A 15,683-nucleotide genomic window follows, 5' to 3' on the forward strand; every position below is an offset into this window, starting at 1 on the left:
GGCGCGTCAGTATCAGGGGGCTAAAAGATGGCTAGATAAGATCATCGTTTAATGCACTAAACAGCGTCTGGAAGTGAGGCGGAGTTGAGTGCTATGGGTCGTAATAAGGTTAGTGGCCGGCGAGGCTGTACCGCGCGGGTTGCTCAAGGTCTATCGAGCAAGCGGGCCAGATCGGCAACGCGCAGCGGTTTGCTCAGGCAGCCCAGCAGCGGTAGCGCGCGGCGTCGGGCGGTGTGTTCGAGCTGCAGCAGGCCCTCTTCGGTCAGACCGCTGAAGATGATCGCCTGGCGTACCAGCCCTTTACGCCAGGCCTGGCCGACCAGCTCCAGCCCTGGCAGGTCGGGCAGGCGCTGATCGCAGAGCAGCAGGTCGTAAGGCGTGTGGCTGCGCTCAAGCGCGGCGAAGGCTTCGGCGGCGTTAAGGGCCGGCGTGAGCAGAAAATAGCCCTGATTGTTGAGCAACGCTTGGGTGGCGATCAACTGGAACGGATGATCTTCCACCAGCAGGATCCGCAGGTTGTGTCTGGGCATTGGTTTTCCGGGGCATTCTGGTACCGGCTGCCCAATGTTCAGGCCAGCTGTGCGGCAGGTGGGAACAGGGCATCTCTAAAAACTACCAACTGGCTGGACGCCTGCGGCGCTACGCGCGCCATCGCTGCGTTGAAAACCGGCTCAAAATGCTCATTTACAAGCCGTAAAGTCGAACGCGACTCCGACCGTTTTTCACCGGTTTTCGCCTTGCGCTGGCTGCTTCGCCTACGTTTTTAGAGGTGCCCAACAGTATTGAATGCCGGGATTATTCAGAAAACTTTGCTTACAGGGCGATAGGAGAATTCTGGTGGGTTTGTAGGAAACGTCTGAAGATGCAAAGCGGGCCGGGGTGATGCTGGATCCCCGGCCTGTTCCGCTCAGCGATGATGCCCCGCGCCGCCGGTCATTTCCTGAGCCATTTCGCTGGCATAGCTGTCGGTCATGCCGGCAATGAAGTCGATCATGCGCAGAAACGCGCTGTGCAGTGGGGCATCGGCTGCCGGCGCGCTGCTACCCAGCAGGTCGAGAATGCGCCGATGCTTGAACGACGGGGTGCGCCCGCCGAATTGCTCCACCGCAGCGCCACAGAAGGCATTGAGCAGCACTTCCAGGGTGGTGTAGGCGCCGATCTCGAGCAGGGTCTTGCGCTTGTCCTGGAAGATCTTCTTGCGTGCCATGTCCTTGGCATTGAGGACACAGCGTTTGGCCGGACCGTGCATATGCTCGACCAGATCGCCTTCCAGCGTGCCGTCAAGCAGCGCCTGTTGCTGTTCGACAAAGGCCTGGGCCGCCGCATTGGTCAGGTGCTCGATGGCCTTGCCGCGCAGGATCGCCAGCTTGCGCCGCCGGGAGTCGTCGGCACCCAGTTGCCGATAGGTGTCGGGCAGGTCGTCACCGACCAGGTCCAGCAGCAGGGCTTCGACTTCACTGTATTGCAGCAGGTCCATCTCCAGCCCGTCTTCCAGATCGATCAGGGCGTAGCAGATGTCGTCGGCCGCTTCCATCAGATAGACCAGCGGATGGCGCGCCCAGCGTTGATCTTCGACTTGCGGGATGCCCAGCTTGTTGGCGATCTGCTCAAGCACCGGCAGCTCGCTCTGGTAGCAACCGAACTTGTGTTTTTTATAGCCTAGCGAGTCGGCGTGGCGCGCGGTCCACGGGTATTTGAGGTAGGTGCCCAGGGTCGCGTAGGTCAGGCGCATCCCGCCATCGAACTGGTGATATTCCAGTTGGGTGAGCACCCGCAGGCCCTGGGCATTGCCTTCGAAGTTGAGAAAGTCCAGCCGCTCGGTGTCACTCATGCCATCGAGCCAGCCGCGCCCGGCCGCCTGTTTGAACCAGTTGCGAATGGCGTCTTCGCCGGAGTGGCCAAAGGGCGGGTTGCCGATGTCATGGGCCAGGCACGCCGACTGCACGATCATCCCCAGATCAGTGGGTTCGCACCAGTCCGGCAGGCTGGCGCGCAGGGTTTCGCCCACCCGCATGCCGAGCGAGCGGCCCACACAGCTGACTTCCAGCGAGTGGGTCAGACGGGTATGGATATGGTCGTTGCTCGACATCGGATGCACCTGGGTCTTGCGCCCCAGACGCCGGAACGCGCCGGAAAAGATGATCCGGTCATGGTCCTTGTGAAACGGACTGCGCCCCAGTTCTTCGGGGCTGTGCAGCGGTTTGCCGAGTCGTTCGCGGTTAAGCAGGGTCTGCCAGTCCAAGGCCATTGCTCCGTCTGTTCACAAACCCCTAGCTTCCCGGTTCAAGGCGCAGGCTGCAAGGGGCAGGGCGCTCATAACCCGGCGGCATCGATGTCGATCAACAGCAAGCGCTGGCCGGCGTCGAAGAACTGCCCGGCGGTCAGGCAGTACTGGTTGCTGGTCGCGTCGCGATAGGTGGTAGAGAGAATCAGCCGGCGTTCTTCCCAACCCTCGGCCAGCAGGTGGTAGAAGTAGGGCCGCCACGACCAGTTATGCCCCACGTAGCGGCTATCGGCCTGCCAGGTGCCGTTGCGCCACTCCAGATTCGGGGTGAGCTGGGTGCCATGCCGGTCGCACTGATAAAAGCGCAGCAACCAAGGGTATTCTTCGGGGCGGGCCAGCTCGTTGAGTTCGCTGCCCGGCAGTTCGTTTAGCGTCCAGCGTTGCAGTGCGCTCATCAGTGCGGCCAGCTTGCGCCGCAGCACCATCAGTCTGGCGCGCTCGGCCACTTTAGCCAGCACGTAACGGTCGCGCAGCACGGCAAAGGCGTTGACGAAACTGTCGGCAGCGAAGAAATCCGGTTCGGCGCGGGCGAACAGAAAGCCCTGCACATAGCGTGCACCGCACTCCAGGGCAAAATGCAGCTCGGCCTCGGTCTCGACACCTTCGGCAATGATCCAGCAGCCGGTTTTTTCGGCCATCTGCGCCAGCGCACGTACCACATCGCTGCTCGGGCCACCGCGGGCCGCCGCCTGAAACAGGCGCATGTCGAGTTTGAGAATGTCCGGCTGCAAGGCCAGAACCCGATCCAACTGCGAATAGCCGGCACCAAAGTCGTCGATGGCGATCCGTGCCCCGGCTTCGCGGTAGCGCCTGACGACCTCGCTCAGGCGCTGGATATCACCGCCCAGTTCGGTGATTTCAAACACGATCCGTTGCGCCGTCACGCCATGGCGCTGCAACTGCTCAAGGCTTGGCAGTGGCGCGCCGGGTGTCAGGCTGCTGATCCAGCGCGGCGACATGTTCAGGCTCAGAAACCAGTCCTGCGGCGCCAGATGCAAGCGGCTCAGCGCATCATCACGAATCAGTCGGTCCAGTTGGCGCAGGCTGTCGGCCGATTGGGCGGGGTCATTGAACAGTGGCCCTACCGAATGCAGTTGGCCTTGCTCATCGCGCAGCCGACCCAATGCTTCGATACCGGCGATTCGCCCCGTAGCGGTGTCGATGAAGGGCTGGAAGCAGGCAATGGGTTGCCCCGTGATCACATGACACTCCTTGCGCACATAATAAAAAACCGCGCGATGCAGATGCTGCGCAGCGCGGTCAATGTGATCGTGTGTTGCAAGACAGAGGCCAAACAGCCATCAGGGCTTGCGGGTACGGCTCTGGATCGCCAGTTTGATCAATGGCATCAGGGTTACCCCTAGACGTATCAGCCGAGCCAGGCCGCCGCCACCTTGCCGGGGCGGCTTGTTGGCGCCGCGACCGCCGAGAAACCCCAGCAGCGCGACGGCGCCCACGCCCCATAACGGCGCATGGCGAATCCCCAACGAGCCCGGCAGCCCTTGAGCCATGCCGCGCACCCGGCGCAGCGGTTGCAGGACCTGTGTCGACTCGTGGCGGATTTCCTGACGATGCATTTCCATGCGCAGGCGTACCAGTGCCTTGCGCAGTTCCCGGCGGGTATTGCCTTGATGAGACTTCGGTTCACTCATGGCAGCAATCGCTCACGGTCGTTGGCCAGCTCTTCGAGGGTTGCGCTGAACGGCGAGGACTCGTCGAAGATCGCCGCGCGCAGGCGCAAGCCACAGAACACGGCGGCCAGGAAATAAAACACGCACAGGCCGATGATGCCGACCAGGCGATAACTGTCCCATAGCACGATCAACAGCAGCGCCGAGAGACCGGTGAGCAGCAGCAGGCCGAATACCAAGGCGAGACCGGCAAACAGCAGCAGGCTCACCGTGCGGGCTTTCTGCTCTTGCAGCTCGATGCCGAACAGCTCGACATGACTGTGCAGCAAGCCTAGAAACGCGGCGCCCAGGCGCCGTGGCGCAGACCCCGGTTGCTCGGCCTGGGCGGCGGATTCGTTTTGCCCGTGCATGGCCTTAACGCCTGGAGGCCAGCAGGCCGATCAGAAAACCGACCCCGGCGGCGATGCCCACCGACTGCCAGGGATTGTTTTGCACATAATCTTCGGTCGCCTGCACCGCCGCTTCACCGCGCTGACGCAGCGAGTCCTCGGTCAGTTGCAGGGTTTCACGGGCGCGCTCAAGGCTGTCCTTAATCTGGTCACGCAATTGGTCGGCCTGTTCACCGGCCAGCGAGGCGGTGTGGTCAAGGAGTTTTTCGGTGTCGGCAACCAGGGTCTGGAAGTCGGCCAGCAGGATTTCCTGGGCGGTCTGGGCAGTACGGCGGGCCATGGTGTTCTCCGTGAAATGGCGTGTCTGGGTTCAGAGTATGGCGTGTTGCAGAAGGTTCATTTGAATTGAATCAGTGTGTTTTTCATAGCGGCTGGTACAGCTTTTGCTTCGTCATGGTGCGTCAACGCCGCTGGCTGCGCCAGATAGGCGCGCCTGCCGGGCGCAAACCTTACGCCAAACTTTAATAACCGGGAAACATCCTGAGCTTTTTTCGTTTCGTGCTCGTTATCAGAGCACGGCCTATGGATCGGGGAGTCCGTGCGCTGCTCCAGTTCGGTGCGCGCGGATGCAGAACGTCTCGCTTTGGTGCTTCCAAGAACTTGCAGGTCTGCCTTCGCAATGGAAAATTTGCACAGCGCCGTGGACACTCTGGTCCATAGTTCCAACACCTTGTTTCTGTTGCTGGGGGCCGTCATGGTCCTGGCCATGCATGCCGGGTTCGCCTTTCTTGAAGTCGGTACGGTCCGGCAGAAGAATCAGGTCAATGCCCTGTCGAAAATCCTCAGCGATTTCGCGGTATCGGCGGTGGCGTATTTCTTTATCGGCTACTGGATCTCCTACGGCGTGACCTTCATGCAGCCGGCGGCGGTGATCAATGCCGACCATGGTTACGGGCTGGTCAAATTCTTTTTCCTGCTGACCTTTGCCGCTGCGATACCGGCCATCATTTCCGGCGGCATTGCCGAACGTGCGCGGTTCGTCCCGCAGCTGTGCGCCACTGCGTTGATCGTGGCGTTCGTCTATCCGTTCTTCGAAGGCATGATCTGGAACGGCAACTATGGCCTGCAGGCCTGGTTACAAGCCAGCTTCGGTGCCAGCTTCCATGATTTTGCCGGCTCTGTGGTGGTGCACGCCATGGGTGGCTGGCTGGCGCTGGCGGCGGTGTTGCTGCTGGGTTCGCGTAACGGCCGCTATCGCGACGGTCGGCTGGTGGCTTACCCGCCGTCGAGCATTCCGTTTCTGGCCCTGGGTTCGTGGATCCTCATCGTCGGCTGGTTTGGTTTTAACGTGATGAGTGCCCAGACCCTGCCTGCAGTCAGTGGTCTGGTGGCGGTCAATTCATTGATGGCGATGGTCGGCGGCACCCTGGCGGCCTTGATCGTTGGCCGCAATGACCCGGGCTTTTTGCACAACGGCCCGTTGGCCGGGCTGGTGGCGATCTGTGCCGGCTCTGACCTGATGCACCCGGTTGGCGCACTGGTCACCGGCGCGATTGCTGGCGCGATGTTCGTCTGGTGCTTCACCGCCGCCCAGGTGCGCTGGAAGATCGACGATGTGCTGGGTGTCTGGCCGCTGCACGGCATCTGCGGCGTCTGGGGCGGTATCGCTTGCGGAATCTTTGGCCAGCAGGCACTCGGCGGGCTGGGCGGCGTCAGCCTGATCAGCCAGTTGATCGGCAGCCTGCTCGGTGTCGTGGTGGCGCTGGCCGGCGGCTTTGCCGTGTATGGCCTGCTCCGGTTCACCGTCGGCCTGCGCCTGAACCAGGAGCAGGAGTACTACGGCGCCGACCTGTCGATCCACAAGATCGGTGCGGTCAGCCAGGACTGAAACCGGCAATAGCTGCCAGCCTTGCTATGCTCTAGCCGCAAGATGAGGAGCGATCCTCGGCGAATCGGGTAGCAGGCCGTTGAAAAACGTAGGCGAGGCAGCCAGTGCAAGGCAAAAACAGGCGAAAAAGCGGAGTTTACAGGTTGTAAATGAGCATTTTGAGCCTGTTTTTAACGCAGCAATGGCAACGCAGGTAGTTTTTCAACAGCCTGATAGTGCATGAGGTGGGCATGGAGCGGCTGTTTTCCCTGCAAGGGCTCAGGGGCCTGGCAGTACTGGGCGTTGTGCTGTTTCACATGACCTCGGTCGAGGCCAAATACGCTGGTGGTGATCGTCTGCTGCCGGCGTGGCTGGATTTTTTCCAGTTGGGCGTCGACCTGTTTTTCGTGATCAGCGGCTTTGTGATGGTGATCGTCAGCCGCGGACGCTTTCAGGACCGTGTGCAGGCCCAGCGCTTTGTCTTCAACCGCGTGTCGCGCATCTACCCGACCTACTGGCTGTACTACTTCCTGACCCTGGCGGTGTTTCTCGCGCAGCCAGGCATGGTCAATAGCAGCCACGGTGAGTCCAACCTGCTGCTGTCGTTCTTGCTGCTGCCCAGTGACAAGGTGCTGCTGGTCATGGTCGCCTGGTCGCTGGTGTTCGAGCTTTGGTTCTATCTGGTGTTCAGCGCGTTGCTGCCCTTGCGCGAACGCTGGCTGCCCGCCGCACTGGCGGTCTGGGCGCTGATTCTGTTGGTGTTCAACAGCCTGCAGGACTGGCGGGACTACTCGCCGGCGGTACAAATCATGCTGCACCCGCATGCGCTGGAATTCATCGCCGGTGCAGCGCTGGCGCTGTTCTTTTACAGCCCGCACAGTGCGCGGCTGCCGGATCGACTGGTCTGGGCAATGCTGCTGCTGGCCACGCTGGTGGGCATGCCGCTTGTTGGCTATTGGCACCTTTACCAGAGTCATGGCCTGCCACGCATGCTGGCTGTAGCGCTGGTGTTCGGTGCGCTGGTGTTGAGTATGGTGCTGCTGGAGCGCCGTGCTCATTTGCGCTTGAGCACAGCGCTGGTGGCGGTTGGGGATATGTCCTACACCATTTACCTGTCGCACCTGCTGGTGCTCGGGGTGATCGGCCGACTGTGGGCGTGGCTGGGGCCGTGGCCGGGCAGCTACCTGGACAACGTCGGTTTTGCGCTGCTGATGATGGCGGCGGTGCTGTGTTATGGCTGGGTCGGCTATCGGTTGTTTGAAAAGCCGATCCTGGATCGGGCCAATGCGTACTGCAAAAAGCGTTTTGCGAGGCGGGCGCCGGTGGCTTCGGTTTAGCGGCAACTTCACTGATTATGGTGATCGTTCGGCCGCCTGTGGGCGCTTGCTCTGTCGATGTGCCACAGCATTCGTTGGCTTGCCGGGGTGCCGGACCACAGCGAAGACGGCGGCACATTCACAGCAGATGCTCGCCCCGCCAACCTCGACGCGTTCCCGGACCCGGCATAGAATAACGCTGTTCGCCGTATATCTTGCTGCTTGCAGGTACCTGTCATGCCTCCCGAATGTCAATTTTTAAGCACCCTCGGCTGCCACCTGTGCGAACTGGCCGAAGCCGAGCTGATGCCGTTGGTCGAGCACGGCCTGTTGGTCGAACTGCTGGACATTGCCGATGACCCGCAACTGGTCGAGCGCTACGGTCTGCGCATCCCGGTACTGCGCCGGATCGATACCGGCGCCGAACTGGACTGGCCCTTCGACACCGAGCAGATCGCCTTTTTCCTCAGCCGGCCGGCGTCGCGTTGAACATCGACACGCGGATCAAATACCGCCATCTGGTCTGTTTTCTCGAAGTCGCCCGCCAGGGCAGCCTGGCCAAAGCTGCCGATCAGTTGGCGATCAGTCAACCGGCGCTGTCCAAGGCACTCAAGGAGCTGGAAGGGCTGCTCGATGCCACGCTGTTTCTGCGCGGCAAGCATGGCGCCACGCTGACCGAGGCCGGGGTGGCCTTCATGCGTTTTGCCGGGCCCAGCGTCCAGGCGCTGCGCGAAGGGGTCAACAGCCTGCGCTCTGGCGAGCATGAAACCGCGACCGTGCGGCTGGGGGTATTGTCCACCGCTGAAAGCCTGCTGATGCCCGAAGTCATCGCTCGTCTGCATGAGCAGCACCCGGCCTTGATCGTCAGTGTCATGACCGGGCCCAGTGCCTACCTGCTGGCGCAGCTGCGGGTCGGTGAACTGGACCTGGTGGTCGGGCGGATGACCGATAGCCCGCAGATTCATGGCCTCAGTTTCGAGCATCTGTATAACGAGTCCATGACCCTGGTGGCGCGCCCGGCGCATCCATTGCTGGCGGCGCCGCTGCGCCGGGAAAGCCTGCAGCATTATCCGCTGGTGCTGCCTTTGGCCGGCACCACCATTCGCGCCTTTGCCGACAGCCTGTTCGTGCAGTACGGCATCCAGCCGCCGCGCCAGCGTCTGGAAACCCTGTCGTTGACCTTGAGCCGCTGCTACGTGGAGCGCAGCAATGCGATCTGGATCGCGCCGCTGGATGCGGTCTTGCAGGAACTGCGCAACGGCACGCTGGTGGAACTGGACCTGGGCATTCGCGAGCCGGGCGGCTCGGTGGGGGTGTGCAGTAATCCGGCCGTGCCGCTGTCACGGGCGGCGCTGTGGTGCGTCGAGCAACTGCGCCAGGTCGGCGGGGCATACCGTGACGGGCTTTACGCCTGATTATCCATAACCAAAAGGTTATGGGTTGCCCCAGGTTTTTCAATTTTCGCAACCTTCGAATCGCGTGACACTGCGCCCAGCCTGATGCGCAGCCCATGGTTGTGCGTCCGATAACAACAACTTCAAGGACCCAAGCCATGTCTGTTGCCGACAACAGCCGCTTCGTCATTCGCGATCGAAACTGGCACCCCAAAGCCCTGACCCCTGACTACAAAACCTCCGTGCTGCGCTCGCCGCGCCAGGCCCTGGTGAGCATCGGCCAGTCGATCTCGGAAACCACCGGCCCGGATTTCTCCCATCTGATTTTCGGCCGTCATGACAATGATCTGCTGCTCAACTTCGACCATGGCGGCCTGCCGATTGGCGAGCGCATCATCGTCGCCGGCCGGGTGATCGATCAGTATGGCAAGCCGGTGCCCAACACCCTGGTGGAGATCTGGCAGGCCAACGCCGGTGGTCGCTATCGGCACAAGCGTGACAGCTACCTGGCACCCATCGACCCGAACTTCGGCGGTGTCGGCCGGACCCTGACCGACCGCGATGGCAACTACAGTTTCCGGACCATCAAGCCAGGCCCGTACCCGTGGCGCAACGGTCCCAACGACTGGCGTCCGGCGCATATCCATGTCTCGGTCAGTGGTCCGTCGATTGCCACCCGGCTGGTTACCCAGCTGTATTTCGAAGGCGACCCGTTGATCCCGCTGTGCCCGATCGTCAAGTCGATTGCCAATCCTGAGGCTGTGCAGAGCCTGGTGGCGCGGCTGGACATGGGCATGGGCAACCCGATGGATTGCCTGGCCTACCGTTTTGACATCGTGCTGCGCGGCCAGCGCCAGACCCACTTCGAGAATCGCTGAGGAGCTTGTCATGCCTGTTCAATTACTGCCGGAAACCCCGTCGCAAACGGCTGGCCCTTATGTGCATATCGGCCTGGCCCTGGAAGTGGCCGGCAACCCGACCCGCGAGCTGGAAATCTGGAACCAGATGGCCCGTCCCGGTGCTGCCGGCGAACACATTCTGTTGCTGGGGACGGTGCTCGATGGCAATGGCCAGTTGATGCGTGATTCTTACCTTGAATTCTGGCAGGCCGACCATCAGGGGCAGTACCACCCGACCTATGATCCGGCCCGGCCGTTCAACGGCTTTGGCCGCACCGCCACCGGTGATGACGGGGTCTGGCAGCTGAAAACCGTCAAGCCGGGTGTGGTCAACAATGCCGCCGGGGTGCCGATGGCGCCGCACATCAACGTGTCGCTGTTCGCGCGCGGTATCAACATTCACTTGCACACCCGCCTGTACTTCGATGATGAAGCCGCCGCCAATGCCAATGACCCGGTAATCAACCTGGTCGAGCAGGTGCAGCGCCGCGATACTCTGGTGGCCAAGCGGTGCATGGTCGACGGGCAACTGGCGTACCGCTTTGACATCCGGGTACAGGGCGAGGGCGAGACGGTGTTCTTCGACTTCTAAAACCATCCTGCGTGCCTGACGCCTCCGCGTTCATTGAACCCGGAGGCTTTCCCATATAAGAACAAAAGGGAACTCATATGACGCTTGGTAAAAGCGCGAGCGGGGGCCAGACCCTCGATGTACAACGCTTCATCAATGACCAGCCGCTGTCGGCTTTCCAGTGGCGGGTGGTGATCCTGTGTTTTCTGATCGTGTTTCTCGATGGCCTGGACACTGCCGCGATGGGCTTTATCGCCCCGGCGCTGAGCCAGGAGTGGGGCATCGAACGCGCCAGCCTTGGCCCTGTGATGAGCGCCGCGTTGATCGGCATGGTCTTCGGCGCGCTGGGCTCCGGTCCCTTGGCCGACCGCTTCGGGCGCAAGCTGGTGCTGGTGGCTGCGGTGTTTCTGTTTGGTCTGTTCAGCCTGTTGTCGGCTTACAGCAGCAACCTCGATCAGTTGCTGATCCTGCGCCTGCTGACCGGTATCGGCCTGGGCGCGGCGATGCCCAATGCCACCACCTTGCTGTCTGAATACACCCCTGAGCGGCTCAAGTCGTTGCTGGTGACCAGCATGTTCTGTGGCTTCAACCTGGGCATGGCCTGTGGCGGCTTTGTCTCGGCGAAACTGATCCCGGCGTTGGGCTGGCACAGCCTTTTGCTGATCGGTGGCCTGCTGCCGCTGCTGCTGGTCCCGGCACTGATGCTGTGGTTGCCCGAGTCGGCGCGGTTTCTGGTGGTGCGCAACCGCGGTAGCGCCAAGGTGCGCAAAGTGCTGGAGCCCATCGCCCCGGCCGCGCTGGTCGGCGTCACTGACTTCAGTGTGCCGGAACAAAGCACCGTGAGCAGCCGCAACGTGTTCAAGGTGATCTTTTCCGGGACCTACAGTACCGGCACTTTGCTGCTGTGGCTGACCTATTTCATGGGCCTGGTGATCGTCTATCTGCTGACCAGTTGGCTGCCGACCCTGTTGCGTGACAGTGGCGCGAGCCTGGAGCAGTCGGCAGTGATTGGCGCGCTGTTCCAGTTGGGCGGGGTGCTCAGCGCAGTGGGGGTCGGCTGGGCCATGGACCGTTATAACCCGCACTGGGTGATCGGCATTGCCTACGGGCTGGCCGGGGTGTTCGCCTGGCTGGTGGGCAAGAGCCTTGACAGCGTGTTGCTGCTCGCCAGCCTGGTGTTGGTGGCCGGCATGTGCATTAACGGCGCACAGTCGGCGATGCCGTCGCTCGCCGCACGCTTCTACCCGACCCAAGGCCGCGCCACCGGCGTGTCATGGATGCTGGGTATCGGCCGCTTCGGCGCGATTCTCGGCGCTTGGGCCGGCGCCACCTTGCTGGGGCTGGGCTGGAACTTCGAGCAGGTACTGACCGCCCTGATTGTGCCGGCCAGCCTCGCTGCTCTGGCGATCCTGCTCAAGGGCCGGGTCAGCCATGCTGATGCAACCTGATCTTTACCGGAGCGCTGAAATGAGCACCGCAAGCAATCAACTGTTCGATGCCTACTTCACCCAGGCGCAGATGCGCGAGGTGTTTTCCGACACCGGTCGGGTGCAGGGCATGCTGGATTTTGAGGCCGCGCTGGCGCGGGCCGAGGCGCGCGTCGGACTGCTGCCTCAGGCACTGGTGACGGATATCCAGAGCCAGTGCCGCGCCGAGCTGTTTGACTTCGACGCGCTGGCTATCGCCATCGGCAGCGCTGGCAACTCGGCGATCCCGCTGGTCAAGGCGCTGGGCAAGCGCATCGCGGCGGTCAATCCTGAGGCCGAGCGCTATGTGCATATGGGCGCAACCAGCCAGGACGCCATGGACTCGGGTCTGGTACTGCAACTGCGTCGCGCCATCGAATTGCTGGAAGACGATTTACAACAGTTGGGCGAAGCGCTGGCCGTTCAGGCCCAGCGCCATGCCGCCACGCCGTTGGCCGGGCGTACCTGGTTGCAACAGGCGACACCGGTCACGCTGGGCATGAAAATCGCCGGCTGGCTGGGCGCTTTGACCCGCCATCGCCAGCGCCTCGCTGAACTCAGGCCGCGTTTGCTGTGCCTGCAGTTCGGGGGGGCGTCCGGCAGCCTGGCGGCGCTGGGCGGGCAGGCGTTCGAGGTGGCTCAGGCGCTGGCGCAGGAGCTGGATCTGCAACTGCCCGAACAGCCCTGGCACACCCAGCGCGACCGCCTGGTGGAGTTCGCCAGCCTGCTGGGCATGCTGGCCGGTAGCCTCGGCAAACTGGGCCGCGATATCAGCTTGCTGATGCAGACCGAAGTCGGCGAGGTATTCGAACCTTCGGCGCCGGGCAAGGGCGGCTCCTCGACCATGCCGCACAAGCGCAACCCGGTGGGCGCTGCCGTGCTGATTGGCGCGGCAACCCGTGCGCCGGGGCTGGTGGCGACCATGCTCAGCGCCATGCCGCAAGAACACGAGCGCAGCCTGGGCCTGTGGCATGCCGAGTGGGAAACCCTGCCGGATCTGTGCTGCCTGGTCTCCGGCGCCTTGCAGCAGGCGCTGCTGATGGTGCCGCAGTTGCAAGTGGATGCGGCGCGGATGCGCGCCAATCTTGATGCCACCCAAGGGTTGCTGTTGGCCGAGGCGGTGAGCATCGCGCTGGCGCGCTGCATGGGCCGTGATGCGGCCCATCACCTGATCGAACAAAGCTGCCGCCGGGCGGTGGAGCAGGGCGTCCATCTGCGCCAGGTGCTGGGCGACGACCCGCAGGTCAGCCACCACTTGTCGGCGGCGGACCTCGACCGGCTGCTCGACCCGGCGCACTACCTCGGCCAGGCCAGCCATTGGGTCGAACGCGCCGTCGCGCAGCACACCACTTTCACTGAATCAAGGAACTGCAAATGAACGAGAAAGACCGCTACGACGCCGGCATGCAGGTGCGCCGCGCCGTGCTGGGTGACACTCACGTCGACAACAGCCTGAAAAAACTCACGCCGTTCAATGAAGAGTTTCAGGAAATGATCACCCGCCATGCCTGGGGCGACATCTGGACCCGCCCCGGCCTGCCGCGTCACACCCGCAGCCTGATCACCATTGCCATGCTGATCGGCATGAACCGCGAAGGTGAGTTGCGCCTGCATCTGCGCGCCGCCAAAAACAATGGCGTGACCCGCGACCAGATCAAGGAAGTGCTGATGCAGAGCGCGATCTATTGTGGCATTCCGGCGGCCAATGCGACCTTTCACATGGCCGAAGAGGTGTGGGACGAGTTGGGTGTCGAGTCGCTGGATCAGTAAGCGTGGATCAGTAAGCGTTGCTCAGGGCGCTTGCTGTACGGCGCGGATCACCGTGTTGAGCTGGCCGGCCAGCGCTTTGTCCTTGACCGAACTGCCCACGGCCTGCAACGCCAGGCGAGTGATATCCAGTTGCTCGGTGTTGCCACTGAGCATCGAGGACACCAGCTCGATGGCAATGTCGTTGCCCACATTGGCCTTGAGACCGCCGGCACCCGGCAGGCTGCCGGCCAGTGAGCCACCGCCTGGCTGAGCGGCGTCCAGGCCGCCACGGGTCACGGTGGTGGCGACTTCACCCAGGATCGACAGTGCATAGAGCCAGCGCTTGCGCGACGCCTGCTCATCGAACTCTTCGCCGGCAATCTCCAGGTCGCGGCGGCGCTTGTTCTCCAGAATCGCCAGGTAGCCGGGGTCGGCTTTGAAGAACGTGACTTTCATCGCGGCTGCCGACTCACTGCTGACGTACAGCCCGTGTTCGCGCTCGTTTTCTTCCAGGTCCACCTGGTCGCCATAAAACACCCAGTAGCCATGGGTCCAGTGCCCGGCGGCCACACCCCGCGAGGGCAGGTACTGAAACCTGCCGCGGTACTGGATGCCGGTGCCGGTGTCGTACACACCCTGGTCGATGACCGCCACGACACTGCGCACGAACGGATGCTCGATGCGTTTGTACGTGCCGCTGAAGCTGGGTACCACCTGGCCTATAACCCCAAGGCTGAGCGGGCTGTCGCCGCTGTCGAGCAGGCCATCGGCGCCATAGCGCTGGACAAACTGGCGCTCAGGCACCCTGGGCAGGGTCACGGTGTAGATTTCTCCGGCAACCGTGCTGGCGTTCGACCAGCGCCCGCGCAGATCGACACCCAGCAGGTTGTCACGCACGATCCCCTGACCCATGCGGCAGTCGCCCTGCAGGCAGCTGTAACGCTGCGGGTCACTGATGTCTCTGGCCATCGCTAGCTGACTGACCAGGCACAGCACTGTCCAGCTAAGAGGCTTCATGTTCAGTTCGCCGGGCAAGGTGAGATCATGACCATCTGACCATTCTGGAAACACTGGCGTTTTTCAATCAGGTCAACCCCATTAAGGGTGACCTCCCTGGCGTTTTCCATGCCGGGAATTTTGTCCAGTTTCAGGTTGCTCTTTTTCGCAAAGTTGTCCATGTAGGTGATTTGCTCGCCGTGCGGCAGGCCTTCGCGGGTTGGCGTGATTGTCGTGAGTTTTTGATCGAGGTAGTTGCTGTGGCGGCCGCTCTGTTCAGTGGGATTTACGATGAACGAACTGAGTAACTGGATGCCGGCCGGGCCCGTGTTCATTTCTGTGAACGAGGCCAGCGTGCCGAATGCGCCCATGTAATTGACGCTGATGGTGGTCGACGGCTCGGGGTTCTTGAAGCCGAGCTTTTTGCTCATGGCGTCCATTTGCGGGTTGTCGTTGTCGGTGGTGATGATGGTCGTTGTGCGCGTGAAGTGGGCCGCCGCAAGGTTGTCCTTGCTGGCGTCGACCCGCTGCTCACTGCGCTTGACCACCTGCGAGCGGATGCGCGAAACCTGATTGCCACTGGCGGCGGCTATCCGGGTCTCCATCAGGCTGTCATAGGCGACCAGCAGCACCAGCTCACCGGACAGTTTGCCGGCGCTGCATTGCGCCTTGACCGGCACGATGCGGATGTTGCTATAGGTCGTCACCGGGATGCTGTCGGGCGACATGCCCTGGGCGCGGAACAGCTTGCGGGTCTGTTTCTCGATGTCCTTGCTCAGTTCAGGATGCGCCATGTTCAACTCGGCCAGGCGGTACTGCTCGATCTGCGGCACCTCACATGGCCAGGCCGGTGTGCTGGCCGGAAAGGCGAACAGGTCGGGCGATGCCAGGCGCGGCCGGTCCTGCTTGTAACGAGCGATATAAGACTGCTCCAGCGGATCGCTGGTTTGCGGGAAGTCTATGGCGAATGCGTTCGCTGCCATCAGGCAGCCGATCATCACGGTCAGAGTGCGCATCAAGGTGGTGCTCCAGGGTGTGCGGCGGCGCAGGAAACCTTCTTGTGGGTGTTCGCTGCGAGGCGCCAAGTGTTGGGTCTGTCACATGGCCAGTATTTTTCCGGG

The 15,683-nt window shown here is 62.3% G+C and carries 17 protein-coding genes; 9 read left to right on the forward strand and 8 right to left on the reverse strand.

Annotated elements, in window-relative coordinates; translation table 11 throughout:
- Window positions 1-143 precede the first annotated feature (143 nt).
- The 6 genes from PSCI_RS19610 to PSCI_RS19635 form a co-directional block, all read right to left on the reverse strand.
- A complete protein-coding gene (locus PSCI_RS19610; RefSeq protein WP_045490242.1) occupies window positions 144-530 on the reverse strand; it encodes a response regulator in 387 nt (128 codons plus the stop codon).
- Window positions 531-907: 377 nt separating this feature from the next.
- The gene (locus tag PSCI_RS19615; RefSeq protein WP_045494617.1) at window positions 908-2,242 is read right to left on the reverse strand and encodes a deoxyguanosinetriphosphate triphosphohydrolase; all 1,335 of its coding nucleotides are present in this window, start codon (window positions 2,240-2,242) and stop codon (window positions 908-910) included.
- Window positions 2,243-2,313: 71 nt separating this feature from the next.
- Window positions 2,314-3,486, reverse strand: a complete 1,173-nt coding sequence (locus tag PSCI_RS19620; RefSeq protein ID WP_045490244.1) for an EAL domain-containing protein — start codon at window positions 3,484-3,486, stop codon at window positions 2,314-2,316.
- 99 nt (window positions 3,487-3,585) lie between these two features.
- A complete protein-coding gene (locus tag PSCI_RS19625; RefSeq protein ID WP_045490246.1) occupies window positions 3,586-3,936 on the reverse strand; it encodes a hypothetical protein in 351 nt (116 codons plus the stop codon).
- Window positions 3,933-4,325 (reverse strand): phage holin family protein, encoded by a 393-nt coding sequence (locus PSCI_RS19630; RefSeq protein WP_045490247.1) that lies wholly within the window; start codon window positions 4,323-4,325, stop codon window positions 3,933-3,935. Before PSCI_RS19630 ends, PSCI_RS19625 begins: the two co-directional genes overlap by 4 nt.
- Window positions 4,326-4,329: 4 nt before the next feature.
- Window positions 4,330-4,644 carry a DUF883 family protein gene (locus tag PSCI_RS19635; protein WP_045490249.1) on the reverse strand — a complete coding sequence of 105 codons (315 nt, stop codon included), beginning with the start codon at window positions 4,642-4,644 and terminating at the stop codon, window positions 4,330-4,332.
- 339 nt (window positions 4,645-4,983) lie between these two features.
- On the opposite strand from PSCI_RS19635, the gene PSCI_RS19640 reads away from it, so the two are divergent.
- From PSCI_RS19640 to pcaC, 9 genes are all read left to right on the forward strand, one after another.
- On the forward strand, window positions 4,984-6,192 hold the full coding sequence (locus PSCI_RS19640) for an ammonium transporter (RefSeq protein WP_045490252.1): 1,209 nt from the start codon (window positions 4,984-4,986) through the stop codon (window positions 6,190-6,192).
- A 230-nt stretch (window positions 6,193-6,422) separates the two neighbouring features.
- Complete coding sequence (locus tag PSCI_RS19645) at window positions 6,423-7,508, forward strand: acyltransferase family protein (protein ID WP_045490255.1); 1,086 nt, start codon at window positions 6,423-6,425, stop codon at window positions 7,506-7,508.
- 216 nt (window positions 7,509-7,724) lie between these two features.
- Window positions 7,725-7,976 carry a glutaredoxin family protein gene (locus tag PSCI_RS19650; protein WP_045490256.1) on the forward strand — a complete coding sequence of 84 codons (252 nt, stop codon included), beginning with the start codon at window positions 7,725-7,727 and terminating at the stop codon, window positions 7,974-7,976.
- Entirely contained in the window at window positions 7,973-8,902 is a 930-nt protein-coding gene (pcaQ, locus tag PSCI_RS19655; protein ID WP_045490259.1) for a pca operon transcription factor PcaQ, read from the forward strand. Before PSCI_RS19650 ends, pcaQ begins: the two co-directional genes overlap by 4 nt.
- Before the next feature lie 137 nt (window positions 8,903-9,039).
- Entirely contained in the window at window positions 9,040-9,759 is a 720-nt protein-coding gene (pcaH, locus tag PSCI_RS19660; protein ID WP_045490261.1) for a protocatechuate 3,4-dioxygenase subunit beta, read from the forward strand.
- A 10-nt stretch (window positions 9,760-9,769) separates the two neighbouring features.
- Entirely contained in the window at window positions 9,770-10,372 is a 603-nt protein-coding gene (gene pcaG, locus PSCI_RS19665; protein ID WP_045490263.1) for a protocatechuate 3,4-dioxygenase subunit alpha, read from the forward strand.
- A 77-nt stretch (window positions 10,373-10,449) separates the two neighbouring features.
- Window positions 10,450-11,799, forward strand: coding sequence for an MFS transporter (locus PSCI_RS19670; RefSeq protein ID WP_045490265.1), 1,350 nt, complete (start codon window positions 10,450-10,452; stop codon window positions 11,797-11,799).
- A gap of 19 nt (window positions 11,800-11,818) precedes the next feature.
- Window positions 11,819-13,195, forward strand: coding sequence for a 3-carboxy-cis,cis-muconate cycloisomerase (locus tag PSCI_RS19675; protein WP_045490268.1), 1,377 nt, complete (start codon window positions 11,819-11,821; stop codon window positions 13,193-13,195).
- The gene (gene pcaC / locus PSCI_RS19680; protein ID WP_045490271.1) at window positions 13,192-13,587 is read left to right on the forward strand and encodes a 4-carboxymuconolactone decarboxylase; all 396 of its coding nucleotides are present in this window, start codon (window positions 13,192-13,194) and stop codon (window positions 13,585-13,587) included. Before PSCI_RS19675 ends, pcaC begins: the two co-directional genes overlap by 4 nt.
- 21 nt (window positions 13,588-13,608) lie before the next feature.
- Here pcaC and PSCI_RS19685 read toward each other — a convergent pair whose 3' ends face one another.
- Window positions 13,609-14,583: a hypothetical protein gene (locus tag PSCI_RS19685; RefSeq protein WP_144403286.1), complete on the reverse strand. Its 975-nt coding sequence runs from the start codon at window positions 14,581-14,583 to the stop codon at window positions 13,609-13,611.
- Window positions 14,584-14,585: 2 nt separating this feature from the next.
- Entirely contained in the window at window positions 14,586-15,578 is a 993-nt protein-coding gene (locus PSCI_RS19690) for a hypothetical protein (RefSeq protein ID WP_045490275.1), read from the reverse strand.
- Window positions 15,579-15,683: the final 105 nt, after the last annotated feature.

It is taken from the genome of Pseudomonas sp. StFLB209, from assembly GCF_000829415.1.
In the GTDB taxonomy this organism is placed as follows: Bacteria; Pseudomonadota; Gammaproteobacteria; order Pseudomonadales; family Pseudomonadaceae; genus Aquipseudomonas.